Source organism: Sphingomonas sp. 179-I 2A4 NHS (genome assembly GCF_045369135.1).
Lineage (GTDB): Bacteria > Pseudomonadota > Alphaproteobacteria > Sphingomonadales > Sphingomonadaceae > Sphingomonas.
Genome location: NZ_JBIQFL010000001.1, coordinates 517,311 through 535,665, shown reverse-complemented (window position 1 = coordinate 535,665; position 18,355 = coordinate 517,311). Strand labels below are relative to the sequence as shown.

Below are 18,355 nucleotides of genomic sequence, written 5' to 3'. Positions count from 1 at the left end.
GGGATGCGCATCGCCCGTTCCACCCGGGCCTGCCGCCTCGTTGTGATCGCCGATCGCATGAACACAGCCGAGGTGGTGCGCGGGGCAATGATGGCGGACGGGGCGTAGCAAAATGAACCTCACGCGCGCGCTTGGTTCGGTCGGCGGGCTGACGCTGGCGAGCCGCGTGCTCGCGCTTGTCCGCGACACGTTGCAGGCAAGCTATGTCGGCGCCGGCTTTGCGTCGGACGCGTTCTTCGTCGCCTTCCGCTTGCCCAACATGTTCCGCGCGCTGTTCGCGGAAGGCGCGTTCAACGCCGCGTTCATCCCGCTGTTCAACAAGAAGATTGCCGAGGGCGGCGGGACCGCGGCGGGCATCGACTTTGCCGAGCGCGCGCTTGCACTTCTCTTCCCCGTGCTGGTGGTGTTCACCGCCATCATGCTGGCGGCAGCGTGGCCGATCACCTGGAGCCTTTCCGGCGGTTTCGAGCGGCAGAACCCGAGCGAGGCGCAGTTCGCCTTCGCCGTCACGCTATCGCGGATCACCATTCCCTATCTGCTGCTGATCTCGCTTGCATCGCTGCTCGGTGCAATTCTCAATTCGCTCGGCAAGTTCTGGGTGAATGCGGCGGCGCCGATCCTGCTGAACGTGGCCATGGTTGGCGGACTCCTCTTCTTCCATGGCGACAATCCCTACGAGACCGCGCAGTCGCAAGCGGTGGCGGTGACGGTGGGCGGCGCAATGCAGCTTGCCTGGCTGTGGTGGGCGTGCCGACGCGCCGGGGTCAGCCTGAAGCTGCGCATGCCGCGGCTCGACGACGATGTCCGGCGGCTGCTGAAGCTGATCGTGCCGGCTGCGACGGGCGCTGGCGCCGCGCAGATCAACCTAGCCATCTCAACCGCGCTCGCCGGCGGCCTGCTGTCGGCGGGCTCGATCTCGGCGATCTATTATGCGGATCGCCTGAACCAGCTGCCGCTGGGGATGATCGGCATCGGCCTTGGCACCATCCTGCTGCCCGTCATCTCGCGCCAGCTCGCGGAGGGCCGCGAGGCCGAAGCGATGGAGACGCAGAATCGCGGGCTGGAGCTCGCGCTCTTCCTGACGCTGCCCGCAACCGCGGCGTTCGTCTTTGCGGCCGAGCCGATCGTGCGGGGGCTGTTCCAGCACGGCGCGTTCGACGCATCGGACACGACGCGGGCGGCGCTGGCGCTGTCGGCCTTCTCGATCGGCCTGCCCAGCTATGTGCTGGTGAAGGTGCTGACGCCGGGCTTCTACGCCCGGGCGGATACGGCGACGCCGGTGCGCCTCGCCTTGTGGTCGGTGGCGGTGAACCTCGTCGGGAATCTGGTTCTTATTCCGCTGCTTGGCCGTTACGGCATCGGCCAGATGGGGCCGCCGCTGGCGACTGCCCTTGCCTCCACGATCAACGTGGCGTCGCTGTACATCGTGCTGGCGCGGCGCGGGCATTTCGCGATCGATGCGCAGGTGCGACGGCGGGTGCCGCGGCTGGCGCTGGCCGCAGGGGTAATGGGCGGGACGTTGCTGCTCATCGCGCCTCCGATTGACCCGTACCTTACCGGTAGCCTTCCGGTACGCATTGGTGCCTTGATGGCGCTGGTTGGCGCGGGCGTGTCGGTTTATGGCGTTGCCTGTGTGGTGACTGGGGCGTACCGGCTGTCCGATATCAAAGCCCTCCTCCGTCGCAAGAAAGCAAGCTGACCATCATGCGCGTCGTTTCCGGCATCAAGCCTACCGGCAATCTTCACCTCGGCAATTACCTGGGCGCGGTGAAGCAGTGGGTGGCGATGCAGGACGAGATCCAGGCCGCCGGGGGCGAGACGATGTATTTCATCGCCGACCTTCATGGCCTGACCGAGTGGATCGCGCCGGCCGAGCTGACCGCCAACACGATCGAGATGACCGCGACGGTGGTCGCGGCGGGGATCGACCCTGAGCGATCGACCCTGTTCAACCAGACCCGCGTGCCGGCGCACAGTGAGCTGGCGTGGCTGCTGAACAATGTCGCGCGGGTCGGCTGGCTCAACCGCATGACGCAGTTCAAGGACAAGGCGGGCAAGAACCGCGAGGGCGCGAGCGTCGGCCTGTACGACTATCCGGTGCTGATGGCGGCGGACGTGCTGCTGTACAATGCGACGCACGTGCCGGTCGGCGAGGACCAGAAGCAGCATCTGGAGCTGGCGCGCGACATCGCGACCAAGTTCAACCAGGATTACAACACCGAGCTGTTCACCCTGCCCGAGCCGCTGATCAGCAAGGCCGCGCCGCGCATCATGAGCCTGCGAGATGCGTCGGCCAAGATGTCCAAATCCAACCCGTCGGTGCAGTCGGTGGTGAAGCTGATCGACAGCGACAGCGAGATTGCCGACAAGTTCCGCAAGGCGAAGACCGATCCCGACGCGCTGCCCGACAGCTGGGATGCGCTGGCGGAGCGGCCGGAGGCACGCAACCTGGTGACGATCTTCGCGGCGCTGGCGGATCGGACGCCCGAGGATGTGGTGGCAGAGTTCGCCGGCCAGGGCTTCGGACAGTTCAAGCCGGCGCTGGCCGACCTTGCGGTGGCGAAGCTGGGCCCGATCCGCGACGAGATGCTGCGGCTGCTGAATGATCGCGGCGCGATCGACGCGATCCTGGCGCGCGGAGCGGAGAAGGCGCGTGACCTGGCGGCACCGGTGCTGGCGCAGGCGCAGAAGGCGATGGGCCTACTGGCCTGACACATCGTCAAGGAAGCCGGGGGCGAGCAAATCGGACCGCCGGCTCCCGACATTGTCGGCTGCGGCCATCTATGTCACCGTTCGCGCTATAACGTCGACCCGTGAGAGGCCCCTCCTTATCCTGAACGCGCTGCGCAACCTTGCCCGACGCAACCGGGCGCCGAGCACCGCGCCCGGCGAGCGCATCTACGCGATCGGCGACGTGCACGGTTGCATCGAGCAGCTGGAGGAACTGTGGGCGACGATCACCGCCCATGCCGCCGCGCGGCCCGACCCGCGCGCAATGCGCATCATTTTCCTTGGGGACATCGTCGATCGCGGCCCCGACACCCGCGGTGCATTGCAATGGCTGGACCGGCTGCACCACGAGGCGCCGGGCATCGTGACGCTGATGGGCAATCACGAGGAAATGCTGATCCGCGCCTGCGAGCGCGATCCGATGACGTTTGCCAACTGGCTGCGCAACGGCGGCAATGACACCGCGAGGAGCTTCGGCCTGCCCCCGTTCGATGGGGAGGATGCGGGCGCCTATATCGAGGAACTGCGCGCCGCCATCGGCCCCGAATGGATCGAGTGGATGCGCGGCTGGCCGCTGACCGCGACGTCGGGCGACTATTTCTTCTGCCACGCCGGGGTGAAGCCGGGCGTGGCGCTGCGCAAGCAGCACCGCCGCGACCTGTTGTGGATCCGCGAGGATTTCCTCGACAGCCAGCGCGACCACGGGGCCGTCATCGTTCATGGCCACACGATCAGCCCGTTCGTCGAACTGCGGCCCAACCGGATCGGTCTCGACACCGGCGCCTATCAATCAGGCGTCCTGAGCGCGGTCTATCTGGAGGATAGCGCGATCGAGGTGCTGGCGACGCGGGGATGAGGGGCCTAGGGAAAGGCGCGTGACTGCTTCCCCTGACATCACCCCCGACAGCGAACACCGCGGGCTGGTCGCTGCGCTGCCAGCGCGCATCCGCCCGTTTGCGCTTCTTGCCCGTTTCGACCGGCCGATCGGCTGGTGGCTGCTGTTCTGGCCGGGGGCCTGGGCCGTTGCGCTGGCGGGCGGCGCGATTCCGCGCTGGTCGCTGATTGCCTGGCTCCTGATCGGCAGCATCGCGATGCGGGGCGCGGGCTGCGTCTACAATGACATCGTCGACCGCGACCTGGATGCCAGCGTCGCGCGCACCCGGGCGCGGCCGATCCCATCCGGCCAAGTGTCGCTGAAGGCGGCCTGGGCGTGGCTTGGCATCCTCTGCCTGATCGGCCTCGTCGTGCTGGTACAGCTTCGTGTCGATACCGCGGTGCTGGCCGTCGCCAGCCTGGCGCTGGTTGCGGGCTACCCGTTCATGAAGCGGATCACCTGGTGGCCGCAGGCATGGCTTGGGCTGGTCTTTTCCTGGGCGGCGCTGGTCGGCTGGCTGGAAACCTGGGGCGCGCTGACCGCGCCGGGCCTGCTGCTCTATGCCGGATCGGTCCTGTGGGTGATCGGCTATGACACGATCTACGCGCTGCAGGATCGGGAGGACGACGCGCTGATCGGTGTGCGGTCCTCCGCGCTTCGCATGGGCCGGCATGTCCGCGGCGGCACGGCGCTCTGCTACGCGGGCGCGCTGTTGCTGTGGGCGACGGCGCTGTGGCTGCAGCGTTCGGATGCGCTGGTGCTCGCGGCGCTGCTGCCAATGGCACTGCACCTTGGATGGCAGGTGGCGACGCTTCGCCCCGATGACGGCGCCGGTGCCCTCGTCCGCTTCCGATCCAATCGCTTTGCCGGGCTGCTGATGTTCCTTGCCTGCCTCGTCGTCGGGACGAACCTCTAGCAACGGCGGCGTCCCGCCCCTAAGTCCGCCTTCATGCTCACTCCCCCAGAGGCGCAGGAACGCGCCGCCGATATCGTCGCCCGCGCCATGAAAGCCGGTGCCGACGCAGCCGACGCCGTGTTCGCTGCCGACGCCGCAACCGAGATATCGGTGCGCCTTGGCGCGCTTGAGGACGTCGGCCGATCCGAGAGCGAAGATCTGGGGCTGCGCGTATTCATCGGGCAGCGTTCGGCCAGCGTCTCGACATCCGATCTCGCGCCCGAAGCGCTCGAGCAACTGGTGGAGCGCGCCATCGCGATGGCGCGCGAGGCACCGGAAGATCGCTGGGCCGGCCTTGCACCGGAAGAGCGGCTGATGAAGGGCGACGCGCCGCTGCTCGACCTCGACGACGGCGGCGACATGTCCCCGACCGAGCTTCGCGAAGCCGCGCTGGCGGCGGAGGAAGCGGCACGCGCCGTTCCCGGGGTCACCAACAGCGAGGGCGGCGGGGCAAGCGCCTCGCGCAGCCTGTGGGCGCTTGCCACCAGCCACGGGTTTAGCGGCGCGTATGCCAATTCCGGCTACGGCCTGTCCGCCAGCGTGATCGCCGGTGAGGGCAGCGGCATGCAGCGCGATTATGCCTTCACCTCCGCCCGCCATCGCAGCCGGCTGGAATCGCCGGAAGAGATCGGCCGCCGCGCGGGCGAGCGCGCCGTCGCGCGGCTGAACCCCGGCCGAATGGAAAGCGCCGCGTTGCCGGTGGTGTTTGATCCCCGCGTCGGCGCCGGGCTGCTGGGCCATCTGACCGGCGCGATCGCTGGCCAGGCGATCACGCGCCGCACGAGCTTCCTCCTCGAGGCGCTGGGCACCAAGGTGTTCGCCGACGGCATCACCGTTTCCGACGATCCGCATCGTCCGCACGGCCTGCGTTCGCGCCCGTTCGATGGCGAGGGCCTGCCGGTGTCGCCTTGCGCGATCATCGAGGACGGCGTGCTTTCCACCTGGCTGCTCGATTCGGCATCTGCCCGGCAGCTCGGGCTGGAGCCGACCGGCCATGCCGCGCGCGGTGTCGGCGGTGCGCCGGGGGTGACGACCAGCAACCTCTACATGCACGCCGGACACGTGCCGGTCGCGACGCTAATCGGCGACATCAAGCGCGGCGTCTATGTCACCGAACTGATCGGCCAGGGCGTGAACGGCGTGACGGGCGATTACAGCCGCGGTGCGGCCGGCTTCCTGATCGAGGATGGCGAGCTTGCCGGGCCGATCGCGGAGTTCACCATCGCGGGCAACCTCAAGCACATGTTCCGCAACGTGACGCCCGCCAACGATCTGGAATTCCGCTACGGCACGAACGTGCCGACACTGCGCATCGATGGGATGACCGTCGCCGGTGGATGATCTCACCGATGCGGTAGCGGATATTACGCGCGAAGCGGGTGAGCGAGCGCTCGCCCGCTTCGGCACCGATTTCGCGCGCTGGGACAAGACACCGGGGAGCCCGGTATGCGAGGTCGATCTGGAGATCGACAGCCTCCTGCGCTCCCGCCTCTCGGCGCTTCTGCCCGATGCCGGGTGGCTTTCCGAGGAGACGGCGGACAATCCCGATCGGCTAGGTCACAAGCGCATCTGGGTGGTCGATCCGATCGACGGCACGCGCGATTATATCCGGGGTCGCCCCGGATGGGCCGTCTCAGTGGCGCTGGTTGAGAACGGCCGGTCAGTGATCGGGGTGCTGGATGCGCCGGCGCGACGCGAGCTGTGGCGGGCGACCGCCGGGCGCGGCGCGACGCTGAACGGCGATCCTATTCACGCCAGCACCCGCACCGAATTTGCCGGCGCGCGCGTGCCGACTGACGCCCTGCCAAAGACCGACCGCGACCTGACCGCGGTGGAGAAGCCCAATTCGATCGCGCTGCGCATGGCGATGGTGGCGGACAATCGCGCGGACCTGGTCGCGACGCTGCGCTGGGGAAACGAGTGGGACATTGCCGCCGCATCGCTGATCGCGGCCGAGGCGGGCGGCTCCGTGACCGACGCGCTGGGCGCGGACCTGTTGTTCAACAAGCCGAACCCGCGCGCGTTCGGGGTGATCACCAGCAGCGTCGGGATCCATGAAGCCGCGATCGAGCGGCTGGCGGAGCGGGCGCGGGCGGTGATCGGCCAGTAATCATCACCCCGGGCCGATGTCCGGGATGACGATCGCTGCGCCGTCTTACTTCTGGCAGGCGACGATGGCGGCGATGACGCTCAGCGTTTCCTGCGGATCGCGCACCCGGACCGTATCGAGCCCGAGTTCCTTCGCCGGATAATCATTGCCGCCGGGGAAGATCGCATCGCCGATGAACATCATCGCATCGAGCGGAATGCCGCTTTCGTCGCGCAGCCGCTTCAGGCCATAGGCCTTGTCGACACCCTCCTGCGTGATGTCGATCGAGGTCGCGCCGCCCATGTTGATCGAGAGGCCAGGCAGGCGCTTCTTGAGATCGGCCTGGATCACCTTGCGCTTGGCGAAATCCGGATCCCAGCTTTCCTTGGCGTGGATCGGCGCCTGCTGGCCGAGCGCGGAGAAAGTGATCTGGCTGCCGCGATCCTCGATCCGTTCGCCCCACGTCTGCTCCGGGACGAAGCCGGTGGCTTCGAGCGCCTCGTCGAAGGCCTTTAGGATCGTCTTCTTCTGCTCGTCGGAGAACAGCTCGGCATAGACCGAGCCCCATTTGCCGTCGCGATAGGTGTAGAGCTTCGTGCCCGTCGTCGGCATCAGCCACAGGCGCGACAGGTCCGCACGTCCGGGCAGGCGCGAGGCGACCTGCTTGTCGAACTGCGGCCAGTCCCCGCCCGAGATCACGGCGACATGCGCCACGCCGAGCAGATCGGCGAGCGCTTCCCCCATGTCCGGCTGGATCGCCTGCTTGCTCTCCGCCAGGGTGCCGTCGAGATCGAACGCGACGAGTTGCTTCACATCATTCTCCCAAGGATGAACATATCGATGGCGTGGGCGACGCCGTCCGCATCGTTGCCGTGCGTGACGTCCGCGGCCATGGCCTTCACGTCGTCGGGCGCGTTGCCCATCGCGATGGCGCGGCCGGCGCGGGCGAACATCGGCAGGTCGTTGGCTTGATCGCCGATCACGATCGTACGATCGAGCGCGACGTGCATCGCCGCGGCAAGACGCGCGATTCCGTCGCCCTTGTTGGCGGTCGTCGCGGTGACATCGAGATAATAGGTCTGCGACTTGGCGATCGTCGCCTCACCAAGATCGGCCGCGAGGATGCGATCGCGCAAGGCATCGAGAACGGCGGGATCATCGCTGACGAAGGTGATCTTGTCGGCGTGGTCGAGCAGATCCGCGAATCCGGTGCAGATCGTCGGCTCCTGATTCGATGCGCGACGCTCGCTTGGCACGTGCGCGCCTTCCCCGGAGGTGGCGTACCAGCGATCGTCGGCGAAGACCCAGATATCCACCGGCGTCTCCTGCGCCAGCGCAACGGCGCCGCGTGCGACATTTTCCTCGACGACGTGGCGGCACAGGATCTCGCCGTTGCGGCGGAAGACGAGGCCGCCGTTGAAGGCGCCCATCGGGGCGTCGAGCGACAGCGTATCGGCAAGCGGCGTCAGGCCCGACATTGGCCGGGCGCTGATCATCGTGAAGCCGAACCCGGCCGTGCGCAGGCGATCGATCGACTCGATCGTGGCGGGGGTGAGCTGCTTCTGCTTGTCGACCAGCGTGCCGTCGACATCGCTGATGACGAGCGTCACGAACGCACGCTCATTGCGGAATCTCGACGTGGCCGCCGAAGCCGTAGCGCATCGCGGAGAGCAACTTGTCGCCGTACATCTCGTCGATGCGGCTGCGGTAGCGGGCGAAGAGCGCGGTGGTGAGGACGGCGACGGGGGTCGCCTGTTCCATCGCGGCCTCGATCGTCCAGCGGCCCTCGCCGGAATCGGCGACCTTGCCGGAGAATTGCTCCAGCTTCTGGTCCTGCGCCAGAGCCGAGGCGGTAAGATCGAGCAGCCAGGAGGAAATCACCGAGCCGCGGCGCCAGACCTCAGAAATCTCCGACATGTTGAAGTCGAACCTTTCCTCTTCGGGCAAATGCGCGACGTTGCGGCCCCACAGCACATCGAACCCCTCGGCATAGGCCTGCATCAGGCCGTATTCGATGCCGTTGTGCACCATCTTCACGAAGTGGCCCGCGCCAGCGCGTCCGGCGTGGATATAACCCTTTTCCGCGCGCGGATCGGCATCCTCACCTCGGTTGGGCGTGCGGGGCACAGAGCCGATGCCGGGCGCCAGCGTGTCGAAGATCGGGTCGAGAAAATCGACCGTCTCCTTGTCGCCCCCAATCATCATGCAATAGCCGCGTTCAAGCCCCCAGACGCCGCCCGAGGTGCCGACGTCGACATAGCGGACGCCTTTTTCGGCGAGCGCCTTGGCGCGGCGAACATCGTCCTTCCAGAAGGTGTTGCCGCCATCGATGATGATGTCGCCCGAAGCACATTCGGTCGCGCTCAGTTCCTCGATCGTGCTTTCGGTCGGCGCGCCGGCAGGCAGCATGATCCAGTAGATCGCCGGGCTGGCGAGCTTGTCCTTCATGTCGGCGAGCGAGGACGCACCGATCGCACCCTCCCCGGCGAGGCCCGACACCGCATCGTCATTGCGATCCCAGACCACGACCTCATGGCCGCCGCGCATCAAGCGCCGCGCGATATTGCCGCCCATGCGGCCAAGGCCGACGATGCCGATCTTCATGTCAAAGGCTCCCGCTTTTACCGCCGCTCGGGCCAAACTTCTCGAAACTTACGCTTCGGACCCATGCTCTGGCGGCCAAAAGCGCGAACGGGGCGGAACGGCCTTTCGTTCCGCCCGCGCCCTGTCAGGCGTCCGCCGGATGCTTCGCCTGGATCGAGCCGAGGAGCTCGTCGAACGACTTGGAGAAGGACGCGACGCCCTCGCTCGCCAGTTCCTCGGTGACGCCCGGCAGATCGAGGCCGAGGCGATCCGCATCGGCCAGCACCTTGCGTGCGCCATCGACGTCCTGCGTCAGCGTGACGGCGGCGGTGCCGCGCTCGCGGAACGCATCGAGCGTTTTGGGCGGCACGGTGTTAACCGTGTCAGGGCCGATCAGCGTGTCGATATAGAGCGTGTCCGGATAATCCGGGTTCTTGACGCCGGTGGAGGCCCACAGCAGCCGCTGCGGCTGCGCGCCCTTGGCGGCCAGCGCCTGCCAGCGATCCGAGGCGATGAATTCCTGATACCAGGCGTAAGCGAGCTTGGCATTGGCGATCGCCACCTTGCCCTTCAGCGCCTTGGCTTCATCGCCGCCGACGCCATCCTCGATCTTCTTGTCGATCTTGCTGTCGATGCGGCTGACGAAGAAGCTGGCCACGCTGGCGACGCGATCAATCGGCTCACCGCGCGCGACGCGCTGCTCCAGCCCCTCGACATAAGCCAGCGCGACGGCCTGATATGCCTCCTGCGAGAAGAGCAAGGTGACGTTGACGCTGATTCCGCTGGCGATCGTCGCCGCGATCGCCGGAACACCGGCGGGGGTTCCCGGGATCTTGATCATCAGGTTCGGCCGGTCGACTGCCGCCCAGAGCTTCTTCGCCTCGGCGATCGTCGCATCAGTGTCGTTGGCGACATAGGGCGACACTTCGAGGCTGACATAGCCGTCCTTGCCATTCAGCCGATCATAGACCGGGCGAAGCGTGTCGGCTGCGGCCTTGATGTCCTCGACCGCGAGATACTCGTACCGATCGAGCGCGGCTGCGCCCGGGTGTGCCTTGTCATACTCGGCGAGGCTGGCGTCATACGCGGTGCCCTGCCCCATCGCCTGCTGGAAGATCGTCGGGTTCGAGGTGACGCCGGTAACGCCATCCTCATCGACCAGCTTCTTCAGCCCGCCTTCGTTGAGGAAATCGCGCGCGACGAAATCGAGCCAGATCGCCTGGCCGAGCGCTGCAAGATCGTTGAGCCTGCCCATTATTCTTCACTCCATCCGTTCATGTCGAGCGAAGCCGAAACACGTTGGCGCATCACAACGCCGAGCCCGTCCGGCCCCGGTTACCGACTTCGCTCGGACCGGACGGGGGTGTTGTTACCAGTTAGGCAGCCATGACTTCTTTCGCCACCTTCACCACGTTGTCAGCGGTGAAGCCGAACTTGTCCGCGAGCTTGGAGATCGGGGCGGAAGCACCGAAAGTGGACATGGTGATCGTCTTTCCGGCGAGGCCGACGTAGCGATCCCAGCCGATCTCGCCCGCCATCTCGATCGCGACGCGAGCGGTGACGGCCTTAGGCAGGACGCTTTCCTTGTACGCATCGCTCTGCTTCTCGAACCGATACCAGCTCGGCATCGAGACGACGCGGCTCTTCACGCCATCGGCAAGCAGCTTCTCATGTGCCTGGATCGCAAGGCCCACCTCGCTGCCGGTCGCGAGCAGGATCACGTCCGGCGTGCCGTCGCTGTCGGCGAGGATATAGCCGCCCTGCTTCACACCATCAGCGCTGGCGTACTTCGAGCGATCGAGCGTCGGCAGCGCCTGGCGCGACAGGACCAGCGCAGCCGGCTGCTTCGGCGTCTCGACGATCGCGCGCCATGCGGCGGCAACCTCGTTCGCGTCACCCGGGCGGAACATGTCGAGGCCGGGCGTGGCGCGCATCATGGCCAGCATCTCGATCGGCTGATGGGTCGGCCCGTCTTCACCGACACCGATCGAATCGTGCGTGAAGATCCAGGTGGTGCCGAGCTCCATGAGCGCCGAGAGGCGCACCGGCGGACGCATGTAATCGAGGAAGACGAGGAAGGTGCTGCCATAGGAGCGCAGCCCCGACAGCGACATGCCTACCGCGATCGAGCCCATGGCATGTTCGCGCACGCCGAAGTGGAAGTTGCGGCCGGCGTAATTATCCGCCTCGAACGATGCCTCGCCCTTGATGTCCGTCTTGGTCGACGGCGCGAGATCGGCGGAGCCGCCGATCAGCCACGGCATCTTCTTGGCGATCGCGTTCAGCACCTTGCCGCCGGCGTCGCGGCTGGCGACGCCCTTGGCATCCGCCTCGAAGGTCGGGATCTCCGCGTCCCAGCCATCGGGCAGCGTGCCGTTGATGATCGCATCGACTTCCCTGGCGAGATCGGCGTGCTCGGCGCGATACTTCTGGAGGGTCGCCTCCCATGCCTCGCGCAGCGGCGCAGCGCGGCTGGACATGGCCTTTTCAAAGTTTTCCTGCACGCCTTCGGGGACGTAGAAGCTCTTGTCGGTCGGCCAGCCATAGGCTTCCTTGGTCAGGCGGACATTCTCTTCGCCCAGCGCCTCGCCATGCGCCTTCTCGCTGCCGGCGCGAGGGGAGCCCCAGCCGATTACCGACTTCACGACGATGAACGTCGGCTTGTCGGTGGTGGCGCGGAATTCCTCGAACGCCCTGGTCAGCGCCGCGACATCATTGGCATCATCCACGTGGATGACGTGCCAGCCATAAGCCTCGAAGCGCTTGCCCACATCCTCATCGAACGCGAGGTCCGTATCGCCCTCGATCGAGATCTGGTTGCTGTCATAGATCCAGCAGAGGTTGGAGAGCTTCAGGTGACCGGCGAGGCTCGCGGCCTCCGAGGCGACGCCCTCCATCATGTCACCGTCGCCGCACAGGGCATAGACGTCATGATCGAAGAGGGTGAAGCCGGGCTTGTTGTAGCGCGCCGCCATCCAGCGCTCGGCGATCGCCATGCCGACCGAATTGCCGCAGCCCTGCCCGAGCGGGCCGGTGGTCGTCTCGACGCCGACGGTGTGGCTGTACTCAGGGTGGCCCGGCGTCTTGGAGCCGAGCTGGCGGAACTGCTTGATATCGTCGAGGCTGACGGCGGGGGCACCATCGGGCTGCTTCACGCCTGCGAGATGCAGCAGCGAATAGAGCAGCATCGAGGCGTGGCCGACCGACAGGACGAAGCGATCACGGTTGGGCCAGTGCGCGTTCGCCGGATCGTAGCGCAGGAATTTCGTCCACAGCGTGTGGCCGACCGGCGCAAGCGCCATCGGCGTTCCGGGGTGACCCGAATTGGCCGCCTGAACGGCATCCATCGAGAGCGTGCGGATCGTGTCGATCGCGAGCCGCTCGGGCGAGCCGTCCTCGTGAACATTCGCGGACGAAGAGGTTGCGGTGTCGGTCATGGGGCCTCGCTGATTCATTGGATCGAACGCACGGGCCCTTGCCCGGTTGCCGAATCCCGGCCCCTCTAAACGTTCGTATGGCCGCGTTCCAGTCGCGTAACGATACCGTTCGAAGCGATATAGGCAGCGTCCACTTCATCAAGGAACAGGCCATGGCCGAGCGCCCCGGGAATGGCGGCGATCGCGGCCGCGAGGGAGCGGGGATCAGGCATGGCGACGAAGCGGCAGTCGGCGACCAGATTGCCGTTATCGGTGCGATAGCCCGGGCGGACGGTGACGGTGGCGCCGAGTGCTTGAAGCTGCCTCATGACGAAGGCGCGGGCGAAGGGAAGCACCTCGACCGGGAGCTTGGCCGCTCCGATCGCCTCCACCCGCTTCGATCCGTCGGCGATCACGACAAAGCGGCGCGCGGCGGCGGCAACCGTCTTCTCACGCAGCATCGCCCCGCCCGCACCCTTGATCGCCCAGAGCCGGCGGTCGATCTCGTCCGCGCCGTCGATCGCGAGGTCCAGCGTCGCGACATCGGCGAAATCGCGCACGATGATGCCGCCGTCGAGCGCGGCGGCGGTGCTTGCCTCGCTGGTCGCCACCGCCTCGATCCGGAGCCCGGCGGCGCAGCGGCGGGCCAGAGCCTGAATGGCGAAGGCCGCGGTCGATCCGGTGCCGAGGCCGACGATCATCCCGTCCCGAACCTCCGCCACCGCAGCTTCCGCGGCCAGCCTCTTGTCATCCTCGGCGCTCATGCCGCCTTATAACGCAGGTCGAGCGCCGAAGGATCACGGCGCGTCAGGCGTACTTCTGCTCTTCCCACCACGGGAAGAAGTCCGGCATCGCCTCGGACACCTTGTCCGGATACACCGGAGTGCGCTTTTCGAGGAAGGAGGTGACGCCTTCCTTCGCATCGCCCGAGCGGCCGCGCGACAGGATCGCGCGACTATCGATCTTGTGGGCGTCCATCGGGTGGCTCATGCCGAGCCCGCGCCACAGCATCTGGCGGGTGAGCGCGACCGAGACGGGCGCGGTATTGTCCGCGATCTCGCGAGCAAGGGCATTGGCGACGGCGAGCAGCTCGCCGCCCGGCACCACCTGCTTCACCAGACGACCGTTCAGTGCCTCCTGCGCGTCGAAGACGCGGCCCGAGAAGCACCATTCCAGCGCCTGGTTGATGCCGACGACGCGCGGCAGGAAGAAGCTGGACGCGGCCTCCGGCACGATGCCACGGCGTGCAAAGACGAAGCCGAAGCGCGCGGTGTCACTGGCGATGCGGATGTCCATCGGCAGCTGCATGGTGGAGCCAATGCCGACCGCGGGGCCGTTCACCGCCGCAATCACCGGCTTCAGGCATTCGAAGATCCGCAGCGTCAGCCGGCCGCCGCCGTCACGCGCCTCTTCCATCTCATAGGTGAGGCCGCCCTGGCCGCTGCCGTGATCGGGGCGATCGGTGCGGTTGTCATAGTCGAAGGTCTTGGCGCCCGCCGACAGATCCGCGCCGGCGCAGAAGGCGCGGCCGGCGCCCGTCACAATGACGCAGCGCACGTCGTCATCGGCATCCACCTTGTCGAACGCGTCGATCATCTCGGCCATCATCGTGCCGGTGAATGCGTTGAGCTTTTCCGGCCGGTTCAGCGTGATGGTCGCGATACCGTCCTTCACGTCATAGATGATCTGCTCGTACGCCAAGCTGCCTCTCCTTACTTGCGCCGCCCCTCCGGCAGCTTCGCCTACGACCATAACATTATTTATGGTGGCACAGGCAAGCGAGTCGCTGCACTGGCCGTTGCCGTAACGGCATTTTCGAAGATCCGGTTCGCAGGTCCGGCCCTTGGCTCTCGGCAAATTCCATCCTGCGGTTCACAAGGGTTGCGAGGCTGGCGCCCTCGCGCCTACAGGTGCGCTGCACCCGCGAACGGGATGAGGAAGCCAAGGGGAGTCTTCGTGAACGCAGACGAGATGAAGGCCGCGATCGGCAAGGAAAGCGTGTCCGAATGGGTCGAGGTGACCCAGGAGATGATCAACAAGTTCGCCGACGCGACCGGTGACCACCAGTTCATCCACATCGATCCGGAACGCGCCAAGCAGACGCCGTTCGGCACCACCATCGCGCACGGCTTCCTGACGCTGTCGCTGCTGCCGCTGCTGTCGGCCAAGAACCCCGGCATGCCGCGGCTCGACGGCGTGAAGATGGGCGTGAATTACGGCGGCAACAAAGTCCGCTTCCTCGCCCCCGTGCCCTCGGGATCGCGCGTGCGCGGCCGTTCCAAGCTGACCGAGTTCGATGAAAAGCGCCCGGGCCAGTATCAGTTCACCACCGAGACCACGATCGAGATCGAGGGCAGCGAAAAGCCCGCGATGATCGCGGAGTGGATCACCCAGGTCTTCACCTGATATCCTCCTGACCGCCGCCCTCCCCAGGGAGTGCCGCCCGCAGCCGCGGGCGGACCGGCCACCAACCTTACCCAAGGACAACAATCATGCGTTCCGCCGTCATCGTCTCCACCGCCCGCACGCCGATCGGCCGGGCCTATCGTGGCGCGTTCAACAACACGCTGTCGCCGACGCTCGCCAGCCATGCGATCAAGGCCGCCGTCGAGCGCGCCGGGATCGACGGTGCTGAAATCCAGGACGTCGTGATGGGCGCCGCGCTCCAGCAGGGCGCGCAGGCGACCAACATTGCGCGCACCTCGCTGCTGCGCGCCGGCCTCCCCACCTCGGTCTCGGGCATGTCGCTCGACCGCCAGTGCGCATCGGGCCTGATGGCGATCGCGACTGCCGCAAAGCAGATCGTGGTCGACAACATGGACGTGACGCTGGGCGGCGGCGTCGATTCGATCAGCATCGTCCAGACGCCGCAGATGCGCGTGCAGCCCGACCCCGAACTGGTCGCGATGCACAAGGACATCTACATGCCGATGCTGCAGACCGCCGAAGTGGTGGCCAAGCGTTATGGCATCAGCCGCGACGCGCAGGACGAATATGGCTTCCAGTCGCAGCAGCGCACCGCCGCCGCGCAGGCCGCCGGCAAGTTCGATGACGAGATCATCCCCGTCACCGCGAACATGGCGATCACCGACAAGGAGACCAAGGAAGTCTCCTACAAGGAAGTGACGCTGGCCAAGGACGAGGGCAACCGCCCGGACACCACGCTGGAGGGCCTGAAGTCGCTGAAGCCGGTGCTTGGGCCCGATCTCAACATCACCGCCGGCAACGCCTCGCAGCTGTCGGACGGCGCATCGGCCAGCGTGCTGATGGAAGAGAAGCTGGCCGAGAAGAAGGGCCTGACCCCGCTGGGCCGCTATGTCGGCATGGCCGTTGCCGGCACCGAGCCGGACGAGATGGGCATCGGCCCGGTCTTCGCGATCCCCAAGCTGCTCGAGCGCTTCAACCTGAAGATGGACGACATCGGCCTGTGGGAGCTGAACGAGGCGTTCGCGGTGCAGGTGCTGTACTGCCGTGACAAGCTGGGCATCCCCAACGAGCTGCTGAACGTGAACGGCGGCGCGATCTCGATCGGCCACCCGTACGGCATGTCGGGCGCGCGAATGACGGGCCACGCGCTGATCGAAGGCAAGCGTCGCGGCGCTAAGTATGTCGTGATCACGATGTGCGTCGGCGGCGGCATGGGCGCAGCGGGCCTGTTCGAGGTCCTCTGATCCGCACAATCGGCCGGCGCCTCAGGTGCCGGCCACGATGATCCGGGCGATCATCCCGAGCCTCGGCCGCCGCGAGCGGCCGGGGCTCGATCTTTTTCGGGCGTGCGGATCGCCGCGCCGAAACAGCGCAACCAACGGACGTTCGCCTCGTTCTTCGGCTTGATCTAAAGCAGGAGAGTGCCGCATGGCCGATAAGGATAGTCCGCAGGAAGTCGCCGAAACCTTCCTGAAGAAGCTTGAAGCAAGCCCGTATGTGATGATCGGCCTGATGGACGGCGAACATTCCGAACCGATGAGCGTGAAGCTGGACGAAACCCAGCCGAACACGCTGTTCATGTTCTCCGCGCGCGACAACCGCATTGCCAAGGGCGGCGAGGCGATGGCGCAGTTCGTCGGCAAGGGCCACGATTTCTTCGCCTGCCTCGCGGGCCGCGTCTCCGAGGAGACGAACCAGGCGACGTTCGACAAATTGTGGGACAATCAGGTCGAGGCATGGTTCCCGAACGGCAAGGCCGATGCGCGGCTCAACCGCTTCGACATCACGTCTGCCGAGCTGTGGGAGACCGACGTGTCGATCAGCGGGCGGCTGAAGATGCTGTTCGGCGGCACGATCGATTCCGCGGAATCGTCGAGCCACGCCAAGGTCGGTTCGGTCGGATAAATCGGACGGGGGCGGCTTGGGTCGCCCCCTGGCCTCGCCTAAGCGCCGCCTCAGTCGTGCGCGGTGATCCACTGTTCGACCACGGGCGCGATCCGGTCGCGCCACTTCGATCCGTTGAAGATGCCGTAATGGCCGACGCCTTCGGCCATGTAATAGCGCTTCTTTTCCTCCGGCAGCCCGGTCGCGATCGTCAGCGCGGCCTTCGTCTGGCCGAGGCCGGAGATATCATCGCGCTCGCCCTCGATCGCGAGCAGCGCGATGTCCTTGATCGCCGCAGGATCGATCGTCTCACCGCGATGCGTCATCAGCCCGCGCGGCAGCGCGTGGCGCTGGAACACGAGGTCGATCGTCTGCAGATAGAATTCGGCCGTCATGTCACTGACGGAGCGATATTCGTCGTAGAATTCCTTGGTTGCGGTGGCGCTTTCGCCGTCGCCCTCGACGAGATGTTTGAACATCTCCCAATGGCTCATCATGTGATTGCCGAGGTTCATCGACATGAAGCCGGTGAGCTGCAGGAAGCCCGGGTACACCCGGCGGCCGGCGCCCGGATACATGGTGGGCACCGTGGCGATGACGTTCTGTTCGAACCACGCGTGCGGACGTTCGGTCGCCAGCGTGTTGACCGCGGTGGGCGCTTCACGCGTGTCGACCGGCCCGCCCATCATCGTCAGCGTGCGCGGGCGGCAAGGGTGCTCATGCGCGCTCATCAGGCAGGCGGCGGCATAGGCGGGCACCGAGGGCTGGCAGACTGCCAGCATGTGCGCGCCGGGCCCGATCTTCTCGAGGAAAGCGACGAGATAGTCGACGTAATCCTCGAGATCGAAGCTGCCCTCCTCCACCGGGACCAGCTTCGCATCGCACCAATCGGTAATGTAGACGTCCGCGAACGGGAGCATCCGCTCCACCGTGCCACGCAGCAGCGTCGCGAAATGGCCTGACATGGGCGCGACGATCAGCAGGCGCGGTCCGCCTTCCGCGCCCTCGCGCACGAAGCGCTTCAGCTGGCCGAACGGCTTCTGGAGCACGATCTCCTCACGCACGGCCACGTCGCGGTCGTCGATGACGGTGTGATCGAGGCCGAACGCGGGCTTTCCGCGCGCAGCCGCAGCATGGGCGAATACCTCCAGCGCCGAGGCGATCACCTGCCCACCACCCATATAGGCGAACGGGTTTGCCGGGTTCTGCAGCATGCCGGCGCCAAAATTCGCCATGGCGCTGGCAGTTGCCAGGATCGAACGCTGAAATTCGTACGCGTCGTAGAGCATCGGGTATCCTGAAACGCGGCTAAGTCCGGCACAGATATAGTAATTGTGCATGTGCACAAAGAGGTACCGGGACAATCGGTCCCGGGCGGTGGCCGTTGAGCCACACCC

At 66.4% G+C, this 18,355-nt stretch carries 17 protein-coding genes; 9 read left to right on the top strand and 8 right to left on the bottom strand.

Going from position 1 to position 18,355, the window contains the following annotated elements:
* Positions 1 to 112: 112 nt before the first annotated feature.
* From murJ to ACH0CP_RS02345, 6 genes are read left to right on the top strand one after another with little or no spacing between them, the layout of a single operon-like run.
* A complete protein-coding gene (murJ, locus tag ACH0CP_RS02370) occupies positions 113 to 1,699 on the top strand; it encodes a murein biosynthesis integral membrane protein MurJ (RefSeq protein ID WP_294442002.1) in 1,587 nt (528 codons plus the stop codon).
* Positions 1,700 to 1,704: 5 nt separating this feature from the next.
* Positions 1,705 to 2,712 (top strand): tryptophan--tRNA ligase, encoded by a 1,008-nt coding sequence (trpS, locus tag ACH0CP_RS02365; protein ID WP_294442001.1) that lies wholly within the window; start codon positions 1,705 to 1,707, stop codon positions 2,710 to 2,712.
* Positions 2,713 to 2,764: 52 nt separating this feature from the next.
* Positions 2,765 to 3,586 (top strand): metallophosphoesterase family protein, encoded by an 822-nt coding sequence (locus tag ACH0CP_RS02360; RefSeq protein WP_294442000.1) that lies wholly within the window; start codon positions 2,765 to 2,767, stop codon positions 3,584 to 3,586.
* Between the two features lie 19 nt (positions 3,587 to 3,605).
* A complete protein-coding gene (gene ubiA, locus ACH0CP_RS02355) occupies positions 3,606 to 4,520 on the top strand; it encodes a 4-hydroxybenzoate octaprenyltransferase (protein WP_294441999.1) in 915 nt (304 codons plus the stop codon).
* A 33-nt stretch (positions 4,521 to 4,553) separates the two neighbouring features.
* The gene (locus tag ACH0CP_RS02350) at positions 4,554 to 5,900 is read left to right on the top strand and encodes a TldD/PmbA family protein (protein WP_294441998.1); all 1,347 of its coding nucleotides are present in this window, start codon (positions 4,554 to 4,556) and stop codon (positions 5,898 to 5,900) included.
* Complete coding sequence (locus ACH0CP_RS02345; protein WP_294441997.1) at positions 5,893 to 6,669, top strand: 3'(2'),5'-bisphosphate nucleotidase CysQ; 777 nt, start codon at positions 5,893 to 5,895, stop codon at positions 6,667 to 6,669. The genes ACH0CP_RS02350 and ACH0CP_RS02345 overlap by 8 nt, the downstream gene beginning before the upstream one ends.
* A gap of 45 nt (positions 6,670 to 6,714) precedes the next feature.
* Here the strand turns inward: ACH0CP_RS02345 and ACH0CP_RS02340 are convergent, their stop codons facing one another.
* From ACH0CP_RS02340 to ACH0CP_RS02310, 7 genes are all read right to left on the bottom strand, one after another.
* The gene (locus ACH0CP_RS02340) at positions 6,715 to 7,461 is read right to left on the bottom strand and encodes an HAD-IIB family hydrolase (RefSeq protein ID WP_294441996.1); all 747 of its coding nucleotides are present in this window, start codon (positions 7,459 to 7,461) and stop codon (positions 6,715 to 6,717) included.
* Positions 7,458 to 8,258 carry a Cof-type HAD-IIB family hydrolase gene (locus ACH0CP_RS02335; protein ID WP_294441995.1) on the bottom strand — a complete coding sequence of 267 codons (801 nt, stop codon included), beginning with the start codon at positions 8,256 to 8,258 and terminating at the stop codon, positions 7,458 to 7,460. Before ACH0CP_RS02335 ends, ACH0CP_RS02340 begins: the two co-directional genes overlap by 4 nt.
* 10 nt (positions 8,259 to 8,268) lie before the next feature.
* On the bottom strand, positions 8,269 to 9,252 hold the full coding sequence (gnd, locus tag ACH0CP_RS02330; protein ID WP_294441994.1) for a phosphogluconate dehydrogenase (NAD(+)-dependent, decarboxylating): 984 nt from the start codon (positions 9,250 to 9,252) through the stop codon (positions 8,269 to 8,271).
* Between the two features lie 124 nt (positions 9,253 to 9,376).
* Entirely contained in the window at positions 9,377 to 10,486 is a 1,110-nt protein-coding gene (gene tal / locus ACH0CP_RS02325; protein WP_294441993.1) for a transaldolase, read from the bottom strand.
* A gap of 121 nt (positions 10,487 to 10,607) precedes the next feature.
* Positions 10,608 to 12,668, bottom strand: a complete 2,061-nt coding sequence (gene tkt, locus ACH0CP_RS02320; RefSeq protein WP_294441992.1) for a transketolase — start codon at positions 12,666 to 12,668, stop codon at positions 10,608 to 10,610.
* Positions 12,669 to 12,733: 65 nt separating this feature from the next.
* On the bottom strand, positions 12,734 to 13,411 hold the full coding sequence (rpiA, locus tag ACH0CP_RS02315) for a ribose-5-phosphate isomerase RpiA (RefSeq protein WP_294441991.1): 678 nt from the start codon (positions 13,409 to 13,411) through the stop codon (positions 12,734 to 12,736).
* 43 nt (positions 13,412 to 13,454) lie between these two features.
* Positions 13,455 to 14,348 (bottom strand): crotonase/enoyl-CoA hydratase family protein, encoded by an 894-nt coding sequence (locus ACH0CP_RS02310; RefSeq protein ID WP_227771001.1) that lies wholly within the window; start codon positions 14,346 to 14,348, stop codon positions 13,455 to 13,457.
* Between the two features lie 270 nt (positions 14,349 to 14,618).
* On the opposite strand from ACH0CP_RS02310, the gene ACH0CP_RS02305 reads away from it, so the two are divergent.
* The 3 genes from ACH0CP_RS02305 (at position 14,619) to ACH0CP_RS02295 (ending at position 16,979) form a co-directional block, all read left to right on the top strand.
* On the top strand, positions 14,619 to 15,053 hold the full coding sequence (locus ACH0CP_RS02305) for a MaoC family dehydratase (RefSeq protein WP_241212609.1): 435 nt from the start codon (positions 14,619 to 14,621) through the stop codon (positions 15,051 to 15,053).
* A gap of 86 nt (positions 15,054 to 15,139) precedes the next feature.
* Positions 15,140 to 16,318 (top strand): acetyl-CoA C-acyltransferase, encoded by a 1,179-nt coding sequence (locus tag ACH0CP_RS02300; RefSeq protein ID WP_294441989.1) that lies wholly within the window; start codon positions 15,140 to 15,142, stop codon positions 16,316 to 16,318.
* 184 nt (positions 16,319 to 16,502) lie between these two features.
* Positions 16,503 to 16,979: a pyridoxamine 5'-phosphate oxidase family protein gene (locus ACH0CP_RS02295; protein WP_294441988.1), complete on the top strand. Its 477-nt coding sequence runs from the start codon at positions 16,503 to 16,505 to the stop codon at positions 16,977 to 16,979.
* Between the two features lie 50 nt (positions 16,980 to 17,029).
* Here the strand turns inward: ACH0CP_RS02295 and ACH0CP_RS02290 are convergent, their stop codons facing one another.
* On the bottom strand, positions 17,030 to 18,247 hold the full coding sequence (locus ACH0CP_RS02290; RefSeq protein WP_294441987.1) for a polyhydroxyalkanoate depolymerase: 1,218 nt from the start codon (positions 18,245 to 18,247) through the stop codon (positions 17,030 to 17,032).
* Between the last annotated feature and the right edge of the window lie 108 nt (positions 18,248 to 18,355).

What these genes read in the sequence shown, in the direction of transcription:
- ACH0CP_RS02290 (WP_294441987.1), bottom strand. Translation starts at nt 18,247, where the DNA reads ATGCTCTACGACGCGTACGAATTTCAGCGTTCGATCCTGGCAACTGCC.
- ACH0CP_RS02295 (WP_294441988.1), top strand. Translation starts at nt 16,503, where the DNA reads ATGGCCGATAAGGATAGTCCGCAGGAAGTCGCCGAAACCTTCCTGAAG.
- murJ (WP_294442002.1), top strand. Translation starts at nt 113, where the DNA reads ATGAACCTCACGCGCGCGCTTGGTTCGGTCGGCGGGCTGACGCTGGCG.
- rpiA (WP_294441991.1), bottom strand. Translation starts at nt 13,411, where the DNA reads ATGAGCGCCGAGGATGACAAGAGGCTGGCCGCGGAAGCTGCGGTGGCG.
- ACH0CP_RS02305 (WP_241212609.1), top strand. Translation starts at nt 14,619, where the DNA reads ATGAAGGCCGCGATCGGCAAGGAAAGCGTGTCCGAATGGGTCGAGGTG.
- gnd (WP_294441994.1), bottom strand. Translation starts at nt 9,252, where the DNA reads ATGAAGATCGGCATCGTCGGCCTTGGCCGCATGGGCGGCAATATCGCG.
- trpS (WP_294442001.1), top strand. Translation starts at nt 1,705, where the DNA reads ATGCGCGTCGTTTCCGGCATCAAGCCTACCGGCAATCTTCACCTCGGC.
- ACH0CP_RS02300 (WP_294441989.1), top strand. Translation starts at nt 15,140, where the DNA reads ATGCGTTCCGCCGTCATCGTCTCCACCGCCCGCACGCCGATCGGCCGG.
- tkt (WP_294441992.1), bottom strand. Translation starts at nt 12,668, where the DNA reads ATGACCGACACCGCAACCTCTTCGTCCGCGAATGTTCACGAGGACGGC.
- tal (WP_294441993.1), bottom strand. Translation starts at nt 10,486, where the DNA reads ATGGGCAGGCTCAACGATCTTGCAGCGCTCGGCCAGGCGATCTGGCTC.
- ACH0CP_RS02350 (WP_294441998.1), top strand. Translation starts at nt 4,554, where the DNA reads ATGCTCACTCCCCCAGAGGCGCAGGAACGCGCCGCCGATATCGTCGCC.